Origin of the sequence: Brasilonema octagenarum UFV-OR1 (genome assembly GCF_963888615.1) — a bacterium.
GTDB lineage: Bacteria > Cyanobacteriota > Cyanobacteriia > Cyanobacteriales > Nostocaceae > Brasilonema > Brasilonema sennae.
Window position 1 is genome coordinate 38,414 of record NZ_CAWPKW010000056.1, and the last position, 15,312, is coordinate 53,725.

Genomic DNA, 15,312 nt, shown 5'->3' on the forward strand with positions numbered 1-15,312 from the left:
TATCAAATACATAATTAGCTGTTACACTGTTTAGCTCACTTCATCGAAATGTAATGAGCCTAAAACTTATGACTTGCTGGAGATAAAATAAACTGTGTAGTTGCTACCCGTGAAGTCATTTTTTAGATCAATATTTTTTCATGCTAAGTTATCTCGTTGACTGACTACATTTCGCTCTTTTTTTGAAGGAACACTAATCTTGCTTTTTTAGTATTGCATCACATCATTTTTGTTTTTTTCTGTTAATTACTGATGTACTCAAACAAAAAAGGCTCGAATCTCTAAGGATTTTAGAAAATTAAGTCTTTTTATGGGGGTATAGGTTCGAGAATTTCATCAGAACTTTTATAGGGCAAATTGGAGTATAATTAATAATACAATTAGGGTATAAAATAAATATTTCATTGAATTCACAATTATCATTACAAGCAGAAATTCTTCTCTCTGACAAAAACCAGTACAACTTGTTTCACTCTACACCTAAGAATCTGATAATTTTCAGTCCTTTGTTGGCTTATCGATGCGTTTTTAGTCTCTTGTGCAATCGCGCCAGGTAAGCCTTCCTCTGGGAGCGTCGCCCGATCACTTCACAGGTGCTGTTGCCAGGAGAGGCGCTCATGACAATTTATCACAATATGAATGAATAAGTTTTGTTAAAGATCCAAAATTTCATCTTGATTTCATAGTGGTCTGTCATTCTAGTTAAATAAAGGTTCGTGCAAACGATGAATCTGCAATCTAATTGAATAATTGATTCATTGAACAGACAAGATGAAAAAAACACTGATTTCTGCTGCGGCATTTGCTCTGGCTAGCGCAGCTTTAATTTATGCTGGCTATGCAACTACTAAAACAGATAAAAACAGGGTTTCTAATGTTAATGATGCAGCAGTCACGATCAGTTTCACAAGTTTATTATTTTTGTACACAATTAATATGAATCACCTTGCCAAATCTTCAGCTTTCGAGAATGTTGTTAACTCTCAACAAAAAAATCATAGTACATGGAAAAAATTTGCGGCTGCTGATGTTACCCAGGCAATAGGAAATGTGCCTATTGTACAACTCAGAAACATCTGCCGTGTCGGTGTTACATCAGAATGTTTCTTGAAGCTAGAAAGCTGCAATCCTGGAGGGTCAATTAAGGAGAAAAATGCGATTTACCTCGTCACGCGTGCGGAAGAGGAAGGGCTACTTGTGCCTGGTGGTACAATTATCGAATCAAGTTCGGGCAATTTCGGCGTTGGTCTTGCTATGGTAGGAGCAGCACGAGGGTATCGAGTCATTATTGTAGTCGATGCAAAAACTGCTTCACCGTTTCGACGAATGATTCAAGCATACGGTGCTGAACTTGTAGATGTACCTCTTCACGAGGCAGACGAATCAGGCTCGATGCAAAAAGCCCGAATGAAACGAGCAAAGAAGCTTGCAGCAACTATTCCTCATGCTTGGTATCCATGTCAGCATTTGAATCCTTTGAATCCGGAGGCACATTCACACTATACTGCGCGTGAGATTGAAGCCTACTTTTCTTCAGATCTCGATGCCGTAGTGGTCGGTATTAGTACTGCTGGACAAATAATGGGAATTGCTCGCTATCTTCTGCCCCGCTTTCCGCATCTGCAAGTTGTTGGCGTTGATGTGGAGGGGTCGGTCATTATGGGAACACCATCAAAACCATACAAGATGACGGGTATTGGCTTATCGTTCTTTCCACCGAATCTCGACCTTTCGCTGTTAACTCGTGCGTATGTGATACCTGAGGCGATCGCCTACTCAGTCTGTCATGCACTTGCACGTCGCGAGGGATTGCTTCTGGGTGCGTCAACTGGGGCAATTGTTGCTGGTGGCTTGCATCTTGCACGTGAACTTGGTCCTGGTGCCCGTATTCTTATGATCAATCCAGACCGAGGGGATCGATATTTGGAGACAGTGTACGATTCCAATTGGCTCTCCCATCACGGATTTGCGCTTATCGAGGGGGAGCATCTTGATCATGCAATCGCTTCACTAAGTCCCTTGTATTTCTAGTACCATCACGGATAGCGCTGAGAAATATTATGAACACCCCACCCCACATTGAAGAAGGTAAGAACGCACTTCAGGAGCGATCGCTTCTGATGCTACTCACCCAGTTTATTCCACTTTCCCTGTCCGATGTGGCTATGACCCTCGGCGATCCGCTTCAGACAGCTGCACTCAGTCGCCTTGCATTCCCGCAGGAGACGTTAGCAGGAGTAGGAATTGTCAAAGCGGTTGCTGTATTTCTGGAAAGCCCAATTATTATGATTCTTCATGCCTCAACGGCGCTTGGGAGCTATGCCATGTCTCGGCGTGCGCTTTGGCAGTTTACGGTATTTGCGGGACTCTGTCTAAGTGGTATCTTTCTTATACTCACATGGGAGCCTTTATATAACTGGCTTCTTCTTGACGTATTTGGAGTCAGCACTTTCATCGCCACACGAGGCAGAACTCCTTTTCTTTTGATGTTTCTTTGGCCGTTCGTGATTGCTTGGCGACGGTTTTTTCAAGGACTGCTTATCCGTGCTCGAAAAAGCGCTCCCGTAGGATGGGCAAGTGTTGCACGATTTATTTGGGTCATTGTAGCGCTGTCAGTGGGAGTGAGTCTCAAATGTGATGGGGCACTCCTTGCAGGTGTCACTTTGATGGGAGCAATACTCATTGAAGCGGTACTAGTCACATGGTTTTGTTCGCGTCTCGGCATTACCTCTATTCTTGACCAGCACATACACCATGAGACTACAAAGTTTCCTAAAACCTTTCGAGGTGTCACATCTTACTATCTTCCCCTTGCCTCAACAATGCTTCTTCTCTGGGGTTCGAGGGCGATACTCTTGAGTCTTGTTGCTCGATCATTCGATGGAAGTCTTGCACTCGCTGTGTGGCCCGCTGCTTGGGGATTGGTTCTTTCTATTGCGAATGGCACACGAATGGTTCAACAAGTGGTGATTTCTTCGTATGAAGAGACTTCAAAGCGGACACTTATTACCTTTGTAATTATTGTCGGTTTGGGTTTTACCTCAATACCGTTTTTTCTGGGATTTACGGACAAAGGATTCTCACTTCTTCGTCAGTTTTTCGGAGATAATCCAACTCTTGTGGAAGCAGCACGTCCGGTTGTACAAATTCTCTCGTGCTTCCCCTTTCTCCTGGCGCTCCAAAATACTTTCCAAGGACTTCTTATTCACTGGGCAAAGAACTGGTTCATTAATCTTGCAACAATCATTGCCGCATCTTTCACCTTGATAGTATGTGGAAGTCTCATTTTCGCTGGACATAGCGGAGCTACTTCAGCAGCGTATGGAATGATTGCGGGAATTATAGGTGAAATTTTGGTGCTTCTTTTCGCACTTCAACATAGATAGTGATTATTATTCTTTGAAATGTAATATTTTATTTTTTGCAAGTTCCTGACTGCAAATGAATTTTATGTGAAGTACCGCTGTCAATCCCCATCCTACTTTCGATTGAAGATGGGGACTTCCGCGAATTAGTTAAAAAACTTTTAGAAGTCGCAATTGCTACAAATTTACCTACTTTTTAGAAAAATCTGCTTCAACCATCGCTCCATTCCCAATTAAGACATTTCGCTGCTGATGGGCAGGGTTACGGTGAATGTTGTCCCAACATTAATTTCGCTTTTTACCGTAACTGTTCCGCCATGTCGCTCAACTAACTGTTTAACAATCGCCAGTCCCAATCCAGTTCCAGAAATATTGCCGACGTTACTAGCACGATAAAAGGATTCAAACAGTCGTTGTTGATCTTTTGGAGTGATACCGATCCCCTCATCCTGCACTTGAAATATCACAGCTTGCGATTGACATTGCACTCTCAGTTCAACGCTGCTGTCGGGTGCTGAGTATTTGATAGCATTAGACAGTAGATTGGTCAAAACGTGCCGCACTAAAGCTTCATTCATATAAACTGTGACACATTCATCCTCGCAATTGAAATTAATCGTGTGACCAGTGGATGTGCTGAATTTGATTTCTTCGATTAGCTTCTGGCACAAAGGCGAAATAGCTAGCCCAACAGGATGAGACGTTAGGCGATTGGCTTCAGATTTGCTCAAGGTCAAAACATCATCCAGCAGGGCAATCATGCGGCGAACTGCAGCTTGGATACGTTGAAAAAAGTCCGCTCTTTTTTCTTGAGATAGTTTGTCTTGTTCTAGCAAACGAGTGAAACCAGCAATTGTATTTAGCGGATTGCGAAATTCATGAGAAACCATTGAGATAAAGCGCGATTTTTGTTCTCTAAGTTCGCGTTCTTGCTTGAGTGCAGTCTCAAGCTGTAGTGAAAGCCGCCGCGATCGCAGCAGCATTTCAATTCGTGCCTGCAACTCTAGCTTTTCGATTGGTTTTGCAATCAGCTCATCAATACTTTGCCACAAATGCCGTGTCAATAGTTTGACATCAGAGCGGATTGTAATCAGCAAAAACGGCAGAAAAACGGGTTGCTCTTTGTGTTTTCTGGCTTGCACCCACTCCCAGAGGTGATCCAGTGCTGGACCATCAAGAATGCATAAGTCAAATGGCTCATCTAAAAGTGGCATGGCTTTTCCTGCCTGCACCAGTGAGTCTGGAACCACTACTTTGTAAGATATTCCCAGCCACTCTGCCAGCAGACGACGATTCTCAGATTGCTCTACAAAAATTAAAATTACACTCATCGCTGTTATACCTTGCTAACTGGGATACGCAAATAACGTAGTCAAGCGTAGTTAAATAGCGTTAATTGCTCGTAATTCGCTCTCTTATTGACCTTACTCGTACGTTTTCTTTTAGGTTCTAGAGTCTTGGGCTTATCCGTGCCCGTTATCGCTTCAAACACTTTGTCCCAAGTGGGAGCAAGAGCGTCTAGAAACTTCTGAGTTCTTTCTGAGATGTTGCATAAACTTCAGTGTAACCACGGTCACAGCCAATAGTCTTACCTTCTGTCTTCTTGCTGGCTTTCTCAATATCAGTCGTGTAGTGAATTTCCCACCTACCGTTGCGCTTAATCAAGCGCAGTTGGCATTTTACGGTATAGGGGAGAGTAGTAGGAATTTTTAAAGTTTTTCCGTTCTTTAAACCACCAAACCTAAGCCAAACAACGTTGCCAGAATCTATTTGAGTATCAAAAGCCTTGAGAATGATCTGATCACAAAGTTTTGGTATGTCCGCGATACCAAAACTTTGTGATCAAAGTGCAAAGGGCAGGGTGTACCATCCATTCTCGACTCTCTAGAGTGAGTTGCAGCACTCCTTTTTTAGACTGAAATGACTGATAACGTTGCCCTAAAGCTTTCATGACTTTCTCTATACAAGCTGCTTGTACCAGATGGATGTCATCGATAACGTCGTATAGTGTTGCTTCCCAAAGTTTTGTAGGCATCTGGTACTTGTCTTTACTTGCCCTTAGCTGTTTGTCAATATCAAACTTGGAAACTCCCCAAGCTTTCAATGAGCCAAACTCGTTCCATAGATCACAACGCAGTTTACCAAGTCGAAGCGCAATAGTATCAAGTTCTTCAGACTTCCATTTATTTAATTTTGCAGTGCCAACAATGGCTATTCTTGTTACGGTTATCTGATTTTTCACTTTGCGTTTCATAGTCTCGACTCACTACGATCTTTCGATTCTACTCATATTGACTCACATTGACTACGATTTTTCTCCGGAATATCAGAAATATTCTGCTCCTCTTCGATCTTCTTTTTGTAAGCGCGAAGGAAGTAAAGTTTGGAACTGAAGCAATGCATGATTGACATAAAGTCTTGCATTAATTCCTCGTGGGAAGAAAGTTTAGCGTTATTGATTACGGTGATCTTGCAGTCGTGAAGATTGCAGAACCACTCGACAAACTCAAAACCAAAACGACAGAGCCTGTCCTTGTGCCCTACGACTATCTCAGAGATTTCGTTGTTTGAGACTTCGGTCATCAGCTTGGTAAAGTTTTTCCGTTTCCAGTTCATTCCACTGGCAACATCTTTAACAACGCGGCATCCAGGATAGGTTTTACCAAGGTAATCTATTTGGCTAGTCAATTCCTCTAACTGAGTTCTGGTGCTAACGCGAGCATAGAGAACTCTTTGTTTGTCCGATGAGATTGGCGAGGTAAAAGCAGATTCAGGATATCGTCGATGACCTCCGGGTGATCTAATACATTCTATTTTCCCCAAGTCTGCCCACTCTGCGGTTGTTTTTGGGTGATAGCCAAATTGCTCGTACACTTGCTGTGGAGTCAGGTATTTCATTGTTCTGATTGAATACGGTTGACTACAATATACTCCGTTATTTTTAGATGAGGTCAATCGGCTAAACGACACAAGCTACGAATCACGGTTTGTCCTTAAGCAATTCGGGCACCCCAGTCAACACACCTCGAAGGTGTGTGAGTGGCTCGCCGACTTTGATTCCGTAGCGACTAATTTTAAATTCGCGCAGGGTTTTCTCAAAGTCGGTCATGCGCTTTTTCAAAACGCCGATCGCCCGCCGCAGTTCACCTTGCATTTCTAAGTAACGCAAAAATATAATCGTGTCTGCCAGATAGCTAATGCCAATTTCTGTAACTCGGAATTCCCCGGTAATCGTTTCAACCTCGTTGATCAGCAGCACAGCAACACCCATATTTTGCAAATACTTGCATAGCGAATGAATATGGCTAGTCAACTCTTCCCCGCGCACCGAAAGCCGATAGCCGGACACACTATCAATCATGACAATCCGCGTTTGTTTTTGCTCTACTTCCTGACGCACCAAGTTAGCAAATTCATCGGGTGTATAATACAGCGGCTCCACTTGAACAACTGAGAGTGTCCCGCGCTGCTGCATCGCATTAACTGCAATGTTAATCCCTTCTGCGCGGCGCAGCAGCGTTTCCTTTCTTTCCTCGAAAGTGTAAATGATCGAATGTTCCCCCCGTCCGGCAGCCTCTTTCATAAACTGGAGTCCCAACGTAGTTTTACCCACGCCACTCGGACCGCTGATAATGGTAATGGTGCTGCGCTCAATTCCACCGTGCAGCAACTCGTCCATTTCTGGAATCCCAGAGGGGATCACTTCAGTAGTAAAAGCTTGTCCGTAGGTTTGTGGTATTAATCGCGGGAACAGCTGCATTCCTGTACTGGTTAGGCGAATTGCATGATTGCCGTTTTGAAAGTCACTCCCCCGAAATTTAGAAATACACAGCGTGCGCTCACTGTCGCTGAAGCTTAGATTAATTACCGCATCACTCATAAACTGTAAATCATCGTCGGGTGCTTCTTCACTGCTTTCTGAGGTGAATAGAACAGTGATGTCTTGCTCGACCAAAAATCGCAGAAACGACAGCACTTGCTTACGAAACTGAAACGTATCGGTCGCAAGGTAGCGAAACTGGGTCATCGAATCAATAAAAATGCGCTGCGGCTTGAGGGCTTCTACCTGCTGTACAATTCGACGGGTTGTCGGTTCACGTTCTACCTCAGCCGGTGAGAAAATATCGTAAGTCTGAACTTCGGCGAAAAATTCCGCTGTGGGGCTGAGGTCAAGAAAAGTAATGTTTTCTAAGTCAAATCCCAGCCCAACAGCAGTTCGCCTCAGTTGTGTGACAGATTCTCCCAAGCTAATGAACAAAACCTGTTCGCCTCTTGCTGCCCCGGTTACTAAGAAATGCATTCCCAGCGTTGTTTTGCCAGCCCCAGGTCCACCCCGGATTAAGTAGGCGCGACCTGGAACATAACCACCGTGGAGAACTTCGTCTAAACCCGAAATTCCCGAAGACAAACGATTCTCGGACATTTGCGAACAGTCTTCCTTTCCTTGTTAATAAGGGCGCAATCTTAGCATAGCGTGCTCTTTCAACTGCATAGGTTTTTACTACCAATCCGGAGTCAAAAAGTTCAGGCTTATATTATTTTGATGTAAAGTATACCGTTTTTGATGCAGAATAAACACTTTGGGAAATAAAAGCTTGATCTGCTCCACTTGCATAATCACGTGCATAGACAGCGCGAACGTATCCACTATAGTACATTTATACCAAAATAAAAAACACATCAAAAATTGAGTTTCATCTTTGATATGAAAGGTTTATTTATTATTATTTTTTATGGGAAAATATACTATTATGTATTCCGTACTTTGTTTTTGCTATTAATAAATAGTCAGGCAGTTGAAGATAAGCTAATTCACATTTGTAGCAAATATTTGATTTTTTTCATCCCGTCCATTTTTACAATTATCTATGTGATGTTGCGATATTCTTTAGTTTTTATTAGTAAATAAGATACGTTCGCCCTGGAGATTCCTCTGTTTGACAAAAGCCAGTACAACCTGTTTCACCCTACACCCAAGAACCTGATAATTTTCAGCCCTTTGTTGGCTTATCGATGCGTTTTTAGTCTCTTGTGCGATACGCCAAGGGCGTCTGCGCTCCGCACAATCGCGTATGCCTACCGGACGCGGCTTGGGCGTTGCAAGAGCGTCTGGACAGAAGATGTCCGTAAGGACTCAGCGGCTCCTTTTGGGAGCATCGCCCGATCACTTCATACTCAGATCTTGCACCTTCCCCTGAGTACGCCTTGAACTAAAGTACCCTGCACCGAAGCCCTTCGGGTATCTCCTGCACGCGTACGCTACTTTGTAAGTCCCAAAGGGACACGCTTACGCGAACGCTCGATTCGTGCGCTTGCGCTTACGCAGTCGCCTGGTGCAAGATCTCAGTTTTAACCGACTGGAATGTATATTCAGTAAGCTTTAGCTTACTTGAGTTTTAAGCCAAGAAATTTATTTCTTGGCGGACCCAAAAGCTGGTGCAAGATATGAGCATAGGTACTGTTGCCAGCAGGGGTGATCCTGACTCTTTATCACAATATGAATGAAGAATTTTTGTTAAAAAGGCAAAATTTCATCTTGATTTCATAGTGACCTGTCATTCTAGTTAAATAAAGGTTCGTGCAAAGGATGAATCTGCAATCTAATTGAATAATTGATTCATTGGACAGACAAGATGAAAAAAACACTGATTTCTGCTGCGGCATTTGCTCTGACTAGCGCAGCTTTAATTTTTGCTGGCTATGCAACTGCTAAAACAGATAACAACAGGGTTTCCAATGTTAATGATGTCAATTTTCCTCCTAATAGCTGGCGGATTGTTAAACATACCTTTCGAGTACACATTCCTGAGAATAACAATGCTCTTTCCCAGCTAATTATTGATACTCCATCCTCTGTGGCTGTTAGTAATGATATTGATGTGTTGGATAATAGTGGTCAAAAAATTAACATTAATATTTCTGTCAATGGTAGAAGAATCTTAATAGATTTTCCGGAAAAAGTGATTTCTAACACCAAGCTCTTAATTGAATTTAATAAAGTCAGACAACCAACTGTTGGTCCTGCTTCTGTTTACAGCTTTTGGGCTAAAGCCGTCGGTAACGACACAGAGATTCCCGTAGGCACAGCTCAGTTTTCCACATTTTAATTTATAAATTATCACGAAATTATCACAACAGGTGTTGAATGAAGAAAATAATCATGTATGCTGTTGCATCGGCTCTGGCTACTGTAGCCTTAATTCCTGTTAACTATGCAAATGCTAGCGCGGATGATAGTCAAGATCCTCACATTGATGGAAACGTGCAATTTCCTCCTACGCGCTGGCATGTTGTTAGACATACTTTCCGAGTACATATTCCCAAAAATAGTAAGGAGATTTCTCAGATAAGTATTCAGGCACCAACTAATATAACTTTGAGTACTAGTGTTGATGACATTATTGTAGAAGATAAAAATGGTCGAAAAATTAACACTAATGTTTCTGTGAATGACAAAACTATACTATTAGCTTTTACCGAACCAGTTACTCCTGACACTCAGCTAGAAATTGACCTCAAGAATGTCAAACGACGAACAGGAGGAAATAGTTATTTTTACCGCCTCTTCGCTAAATTTGCTGGCGCTAGTACAGAAGTTCCTATAGGAGGAGCCAGTTTTCGCATTGGTTATTAACTCTATATACTAGCCAATCATAAAAAATTTTTATAGTCAAGCTAGAGTTTGATTGCATATTTGTTGAGATCAAGCCCAAAATTTCACAGTAATTTCATCCTCATATGACAGACTAGTGCAAGGTGGTTCTGTTAGCGTGGAACATTTGCTGTGTTTACCGAATAGCAAGCGACTTTAACAGAACCCAAATGCCAGCTTCAAGCCGTTACTCTAGTTCCTCAGTACTCAAGGACATTTCTAATAATGCACAGCCTTGAACCTTCCCAAAAATCTACGACACTCCGTTGTATTTCTGGAGGACTTTTGAGTCTGCTCCTATTAATTGCTCCCACAGTTGTTTTAGCCCACGGTGGAGACGGAGACGAATTTCAAGGAGGAAGTGAAACCAGTCAAAGTGGTGGATCTGTTGAAGTAGATGCCTTAACGGCTAAACAGCTAGGAATCAAAGTCGAGCCAGTAAAACGTCAGCGGCTATCTGTTGGTATTAAAACCACTGGACAGATTGAAACTTTACCCAGTCAAAAAGCGGAAGTAACTACCCCAATTTCTAAAGCGAAAGTCGTTGAGTTGTTGGTAGAACCTGGTGCAGTCGTGAAAAAAGGTCAACCCGTTGCTGTTGTAACTAGTCCTGACTTGGTGGAACTGCGGGTGAACTCCCAGGAAAAACTTGCCGAAGGTCAAGCTGACTTGCAGCAAGCACAAGCTGACTTACGGCTCGCTCAACAAAACTACGAAAAATATCAGCAAATAGCCGCAGATGAAATAGCCTCTGCACAGAGTAAGGTGACCTTTGCTCAAGAAAAGTATGATAAAGATAAGGTAGTAGCTGATGCAGGCGCTCTCCCCCGTCGCAATGCCCTCGAATCCCAAACCCAGCTGGCAGAAGCCAAAGCGGTACTGACCACAGCTTTGAGCCGCCGAGACGTAATTGATGCTGAAAATAAACTCGAACTTGCAAAATCAACAGTTCAGTTAGCAAAAAAACGTATTCAACTTAGTAATACTAATTATGAGACTCGGTTGCAACAACTGGGAAACAGCGCCAATGCTAAGGGACTGGTGACGGTGACGGCTCCCATTTCCGGTCGGGTTGCTGACAGAGAAGTTACTATTGGTCAATCATTCAATGATGTAGGTGGCAAGCTGATAACAATTGTCAATGACAGTCGGGTTTATGCCACAGCAAATATTTATGAAAAAGATTTGGGCAAGGTAAGGAGGGGTCAAAGGGTAAGTTTGAAGGTAGCTTCTGTGCCTAATCGCACATTTACTGGACGAGTTGCCGTGGTTGGGTCAGTGGTAGAAGGCGAAACGCGGGTTGTTCCTGTGAAAGCCGAAGTAGATAACCCCAGTGGAGTTCTCAAGCCGGGGATGTTTGCCGAACTCGAAGTTTTAACAGACCAAACATCAGCAGCTACCTTAGCAATTCCCAAATCTGCTGTGGTAGAGGCAAATAATAAAACAATAGTTTACGTACAAAATGGTAATGCTTTTAAGTCAACTGAAGTGACGCTAGGTCAAACCTCTGGGGATTTGGTAGAAGTCACTCAAGGTTTATCTCAGGGAAATTCAATTGTCACCCAACGTGCGCCGCAACTTTATGCACAGTCTTTGCGGGGTGGAAGTAAATCTAAAGAAGAGGAAGAAGAGCATTCGCATAAGGAAGAAGGTAATTCGCATTCACAAGAGACTAAGGCTGAAGCTCACAACTTCGGGCTACCTTTGTGGTTAATTGGAGCATTGGGAGGAACGGCAATTGCGACTGGTGCTTTCATAATAGGTAGTTCCTGGTCTAGTCGTCGTACTCGTTCCCGGATGGTAGAGATGGGTAACATTGAGTACGACGCAACTCCTTATGAAACAGAGATTCATATCGATAACCACAAGCAGCCAACCTTATCTACTTCCGCTAAACAGGATGAGGAGCGTGAAAACCCTCACCAGCCTCACTAATGGGCAATGACTATGACGAGTGCTGTTACCAAGTGGATAGTTGTTGAGGAAGGCAAAAGGAGGAGAAGTAAGTTTTGAAGATTATTGATTTTATTTTATCCTCTAAATCCCTTGTGACTCTACCTATTTAAAAATCAATATATGCTTAATTCCATAGTTAAATGGTCTATTACCCAACGTTGGCTGGTGGTTCTCGCCTCAATTTTAATTAGCTTGTGGGGCTTTCGCGTCCTAACTCAAATGCCTTTGGATGTGTTTCCCAGCTTTTCTCCGCCGCAAGTCGAAATTATGACTGAAGCCCCAGGACTTGCACCAGAAGAAGTGGAGTCGTTGGTGACTCGTCCCATAGAAAGTGCAATAAACGGAACTCCCGGACTTGAAGCGTTACGCTCCTCTTCAGCTGTAGGTCTTTCTGCTGTGAGAGCCACCTTCAGTTGGGATACGGACATTTATCGCGCCCGTCAATTGGTGACGGAACGGTTGCAACAAGCACGCAGCCTGCTACCGCAAGGGGTAGAAGATTCAGAAATTCTTCCCGTTAGTTCTGCTTTAGGATGGACTGTCAAATACGCCTTCACCTCCGAAACCACTCCGTTAATGGATGTATGGCGCATTGTCAACTGGCAGGTAAAAAACCGCCTGCTGGCTGTCCGTGGTGTCAGTAATATTGTCATATTTGGTGGGGATGAGCGTCAGTATCAAGTGCTGGTTAATCCAGCGAAGCTAAGAGCGTTTAATGTTACTCTTGATGATGTTACCAAAGCCGCAGCTGCCGCCAACGCCAATGCGCCAGGAGGATTTTTAATAACTCCTGACCAAGAGACTTTGGTTCGAGGAGTAGGGCGGATTCAATCTATTGAGCAGCTAAAAAAATCAGTTATTAAAGCCAAAAATGGCACGCCAGTGCTTCTAGAGCAAGTGGCTGATGTACAAATTGGTGCAGCACTCAAACGCGGTGATGGCAGTGCGGCGGGTAAAAAAGCAGTGATTTTGACCATCAACAAACAACCAACTGCGGATACACCATCAGTCACAAAAGCTGCTGAGGCAGCAATGGAGGAAATTAAAGCTGGTCTGCCAAAAGATGTCAAAATTACAACTACCTTTCGCCAAGAAGATTTTATTGAAGCGTCTATTAAGAATGTTGAAGAAGCCTTGCGCGATGGCACTATCATCGTTTCCGTCATCTTGATTCTGTTTTTGATGAATTGGCGCACGGTAGTTATTAGTTTAAGCGCCCTACCCGTGTCCTTGTTGCTAGGGATGATGATTCTCAACTGGACAGGACAAGGCATTAACACCATGACTTTGGGCGGACTAGTGGTAGCCATTGGTTCGGTGGTGGATGATGCAATTGTTGATATGGAAAACGTCTACCGCCGCTTACGGGAAAACCAACTCGCTGGAAATCCTGTCCCACCGTTGCAAGTTGTTTTCAATGGTTCAGTGGAAGTGCGTGTTAGCGTTCTCTTTGCCACAATTATTATTGCCGTCGTCTTCGCACCGATTTTCGCCCTCTCTGGTGTGGAAGGTCGAATTTTTACACCAATGGGTTTAGCGTATCTGCTGTCAATTGCTGCTTCCACCTTGGTAGCGCTGACGTTAACCCCAGCAATGTGCGCCCTACTGTTGGTGAATACAAGGTTACCCAGTACAGAAACTTGGGTAGAAAGACAAGCTCATCGGCTTTACCGTCCAGCTTTGAAATTTTCTATGCGTCGCCCCAAGATTGTTTTGGCAACAGCGATGGCTGGGATTGTCGCTTCAATAGTAATTCTACTTGGTTTAGGACAAGTTTTTTTACCAGAGTTTCAAGACCGCGCCCTGGTGATTGCTACTATTCTTATGCCTGGTCAATCTCTAGATGCAACCAATCAAGTGGGGTTAGCGATAGAAGAAACTCTCAAAAAAGATCCTCGGATTGAGGCTGTTCAATTCCGCTCTGGACGCGCTCAAGGCGATACTGAAGTGGCTGGTGTCAACTCTGGAGAACTGGATGTGCAATTGAGTGAAGAGGGGGCAAAAGATAGGGACAAGACTATTGAAATGATTCGCTCGGAATTTGAGAAAATTCCCGGCGTAGTACCTAATATTGGTGGTTTTATTTCTCACCGCATGGATGAAGTACTGTCCGGGGTAAGAAGTGCTATAGCTGTGAAAATCTTTGGTCTCGACTTGGAACAACTCCGTACCCTTGGCAAACAAGTGCAATCAGCTATGGGTAAAGTTCAAGGTCTAGCAGACTTGCAATTAGAACCACAAGTACCAATGAAACAGGTGCAAATTCAGTTTGACCGGGATGCTGCTGCTCGATATGGTCTGACCATCGGGGAACTATCAGAAACGATTGAAACGGCTCTCAATGGAAAAGCCGTTTCTCAAGTCTTAGACCAGCAACAAACCTTCAACATGATTGTTTGGTTGCAAGAAAGCTACCGTAACAATATAGAAATCATCCGTGATTTATTAGTTGATATACCCAACGCTCAGAAAATTCCCTTAGCTCAAGTCGCAAAAATTGACTACGGTACTGGTCCCAATACCATCAACCGCGAAAATGTCTCTCGGTATATTGTTGTATCTAGTAATGTGGCTGGGCGAGATTTGGGTTCTGTAATTAAGGATATTCGGGACAAGGTTAAGCAAGAGGTGCAACTTCCCCCTGGATATTTTATTGAATACGGTGGTCAATTTGAAGCGCAAGAGGGAGCCACGAAAACTTTAATTTGGGCTGGGGGATTAGCGTTTGTTGCTATTGCAGTTTTGCTTTACTTTGCCGTCAAGTCAATTCCTGCAACCATCATGATTTTGGTGAATCTACCCTTAGCATTAATCGGTGGTGTAATTTCTGTTGCCTTGACTGGCGGTATTATCTCCGTTGCTTCGATGGTAGGATTTATTACTCTCTTTGGCGTTGCAGCACGTAACGGACTATTGTTGGTTGAGAACTACAATGCTAGGTTGGCAGAGGGACAACCTTTACGAGAAGTTTTAATGGAAGGGTCGATGGAACGCTTAGTTGCAATTTTGATGACAGCGCTAGCATCTGCTCTTGGTATGGTGCCATTGGTCATTGGTAGTGGAGCTGGAAAAGAAATCCTTCAGCCACTAGCTATTGTGGTGTTAGGTGGTTTGTTTACCTCAACTGCTTTAACTTTGCTTGTGCTTCCGGCTTGCTACATGCTGTTTCGTAAGTTTCTGGTTCCGAAAAAGACTGCACCAACACAAAATATTGAAGTTACCCAAGGTTCCACTGTATGAGGTTTTTTAAAATCATATCTTACAGAGCTGATGATCTCATATCCTTTACCGCCTCCTTATTTCTCAGTGTAAGTGAGGAATTTCTTTGCATAACAGATT

11 protein-coding genes are annotated in these 15,312 nt (G+C 43.4%); 6 read left to right on the forward strand and 5 right to left on the reverse strand.

Going from position 1 to position 15,312, the window contains the following annotated elements; translation table 11 throughout:
• Positions 1–936: 936 nt before the first annotated feature.
• Positions 937–2,031, forward strand: coding sequence for a cysteine synthase family protein (locus AC5590_RS04675; protein WP_169263291.1), 1,095 nt, complete (start codon positions 937–939; stop codon positions 2,029–2,031).
• A 29-nt stretch (positions 2,032–2,060) separates the two neighbouring features.
• The gene (locus tag AC5590_RS04680; RefSeq protein ID WP_169263237.1) at positions 2,061–3,386 is read left to right on the forward strand and encodes a hypothetical protein; all 1,326 of its coding nucleotides are present in this window, start codon (positions 2,061–2,063) and stop codon (positions 3,384–3,386) included.
• Between the two features lie 212 nt (positions 3,387–3,598).
• Here the strand turns inward: AC5590_RS04680 and AC5590_RS04685 are convergent, their stop codons facing one another.
• The 5 genes from AC5590_RS04685 to AC5590_RS04705 all read right to left on the reverse strand — a co-directional run bounded on the left by AC5590_RS04685 (position 3,599) and on the right by AC5590_RS04705 (position 7,788).
• Positions 3,599–4,696, reverse strand: a complete 1,098-nt coding sequence (locus AC5590_RS04685; protein WP_169263238.1) for a hybrid sensor histidine kinase/response regulator — start codon at positions 4,694–4,696, stop codon at positions 3,599–3,601.
• A gap of 187 nt (positions 4,697–4,883) precedes the next feature.
• Positions 4,884–5,030: a hypothetical protein gene (locus AC5590_RS04690; RefSeq protein WP_248277127.1), complete on the reverse strand. Its 147-nt coding sequence runs from the start codon at positions 5,028–5,030 to the stop codon at positions 4,884–4,886.
• 136 nt (positions 5,031–5,166) lie between these two features.
• Complete coding sequence (locus AC5590_RS04695; protein ID WP_248277128.1) at positions 5,167–5,619, reverse strand: hypothetical protein; 453 nt, start codon at positions 5,617–5,619, stop codon at positions 5,167–5,169.
• A 32-nt stretch (positions 5,620–5,651) separates the two neighbouring features.
• The gene (locus AC5590_RS04700) at positions 5,652–6,263 is read right to left on the reverse strand and encodes an IS607 family transposase (protein ID WP_169263239.1); all 612 of its coding nucleotides are present in this window, start codon (positions 6,261–6,263) and stop codon (positions 5,652–5,654) included.
• Positions 6,264–6,345: 82 nt separating this feature from the next.
• On the reverse strand, positions 6,346–7,788 hold the full coding sequence (locus AC5590_RS04705) for an ATPase domain-containing protein (RefSeq protein WP_169263240.1): 1,443 nt from the start codon (positions 7,786–7,788) through the stop codon (positions 6,346–6,348).
• Between the two features lie 1,210 nt (positions 7,789–8,998).
• On the opposite strand from AC5590_RS04705, the gene AC5590_RS04710 reads away from it, so the two are divergent.
• The 4 genes from AC5590_RS04710 (at position 8,999) to AC5590_RS04725 (ending at position 15,213) form a co-directional block, all read left to right on the forward strand.
• Positions 8,999–9,472, forward strand: coding sequence for a DUF2808 domain-containing protein (locus AC5590_RS04710; RefSeq protein ID WP_169263241.1), 474 nt, complete (start codon positions 8,999–9,001; stop codon positions 9,470–9,472).
• A 38-nt stretch (positions 9,473–9,510) separates the two neighbouring features.
• Positions 9,511–9,999, forward strand: a complete 489-nt coding sequence (locus tag AC5590_RS04715; RefSeq protein WP_169263242.1) for a DUF2808 domain-containing protein — start codon at positions 9,511–9,513, stop codon at positions 9,997–9,999.
• A gap of 243 nt (positions 10,000–10,242) precedes the next feature.
• Positions 10,243–11,952 carry an efflux RND transporter periplasmic adaptor subunit gene (locus AC5590_RS04720; protein WP_169263243.1) on the forward strand — a complete coding sequence of 570 codons (1,710 nt, stop codon included), beginning with the start codon at positions 10,243–10,245 and terminating at the stop codon, positions 11,950–11,952.
• Positions 11,953–12,093: 141 nt separating this feature from the next.
• The gene (locus AC5590_RS04725) at positions 12,094–15,213 is read left to right on the forward strand and encodes an efflux RND transporter permease subunit (protein WP_169263244.1); all 3,120 of its coding nucleotides are present in this window, start codon (positions 12,094–12,096) and stop codon (positions 15,211–15,213) included.
• Positions 15,214–15,312 lie beyond the last annotated feature (99 nt).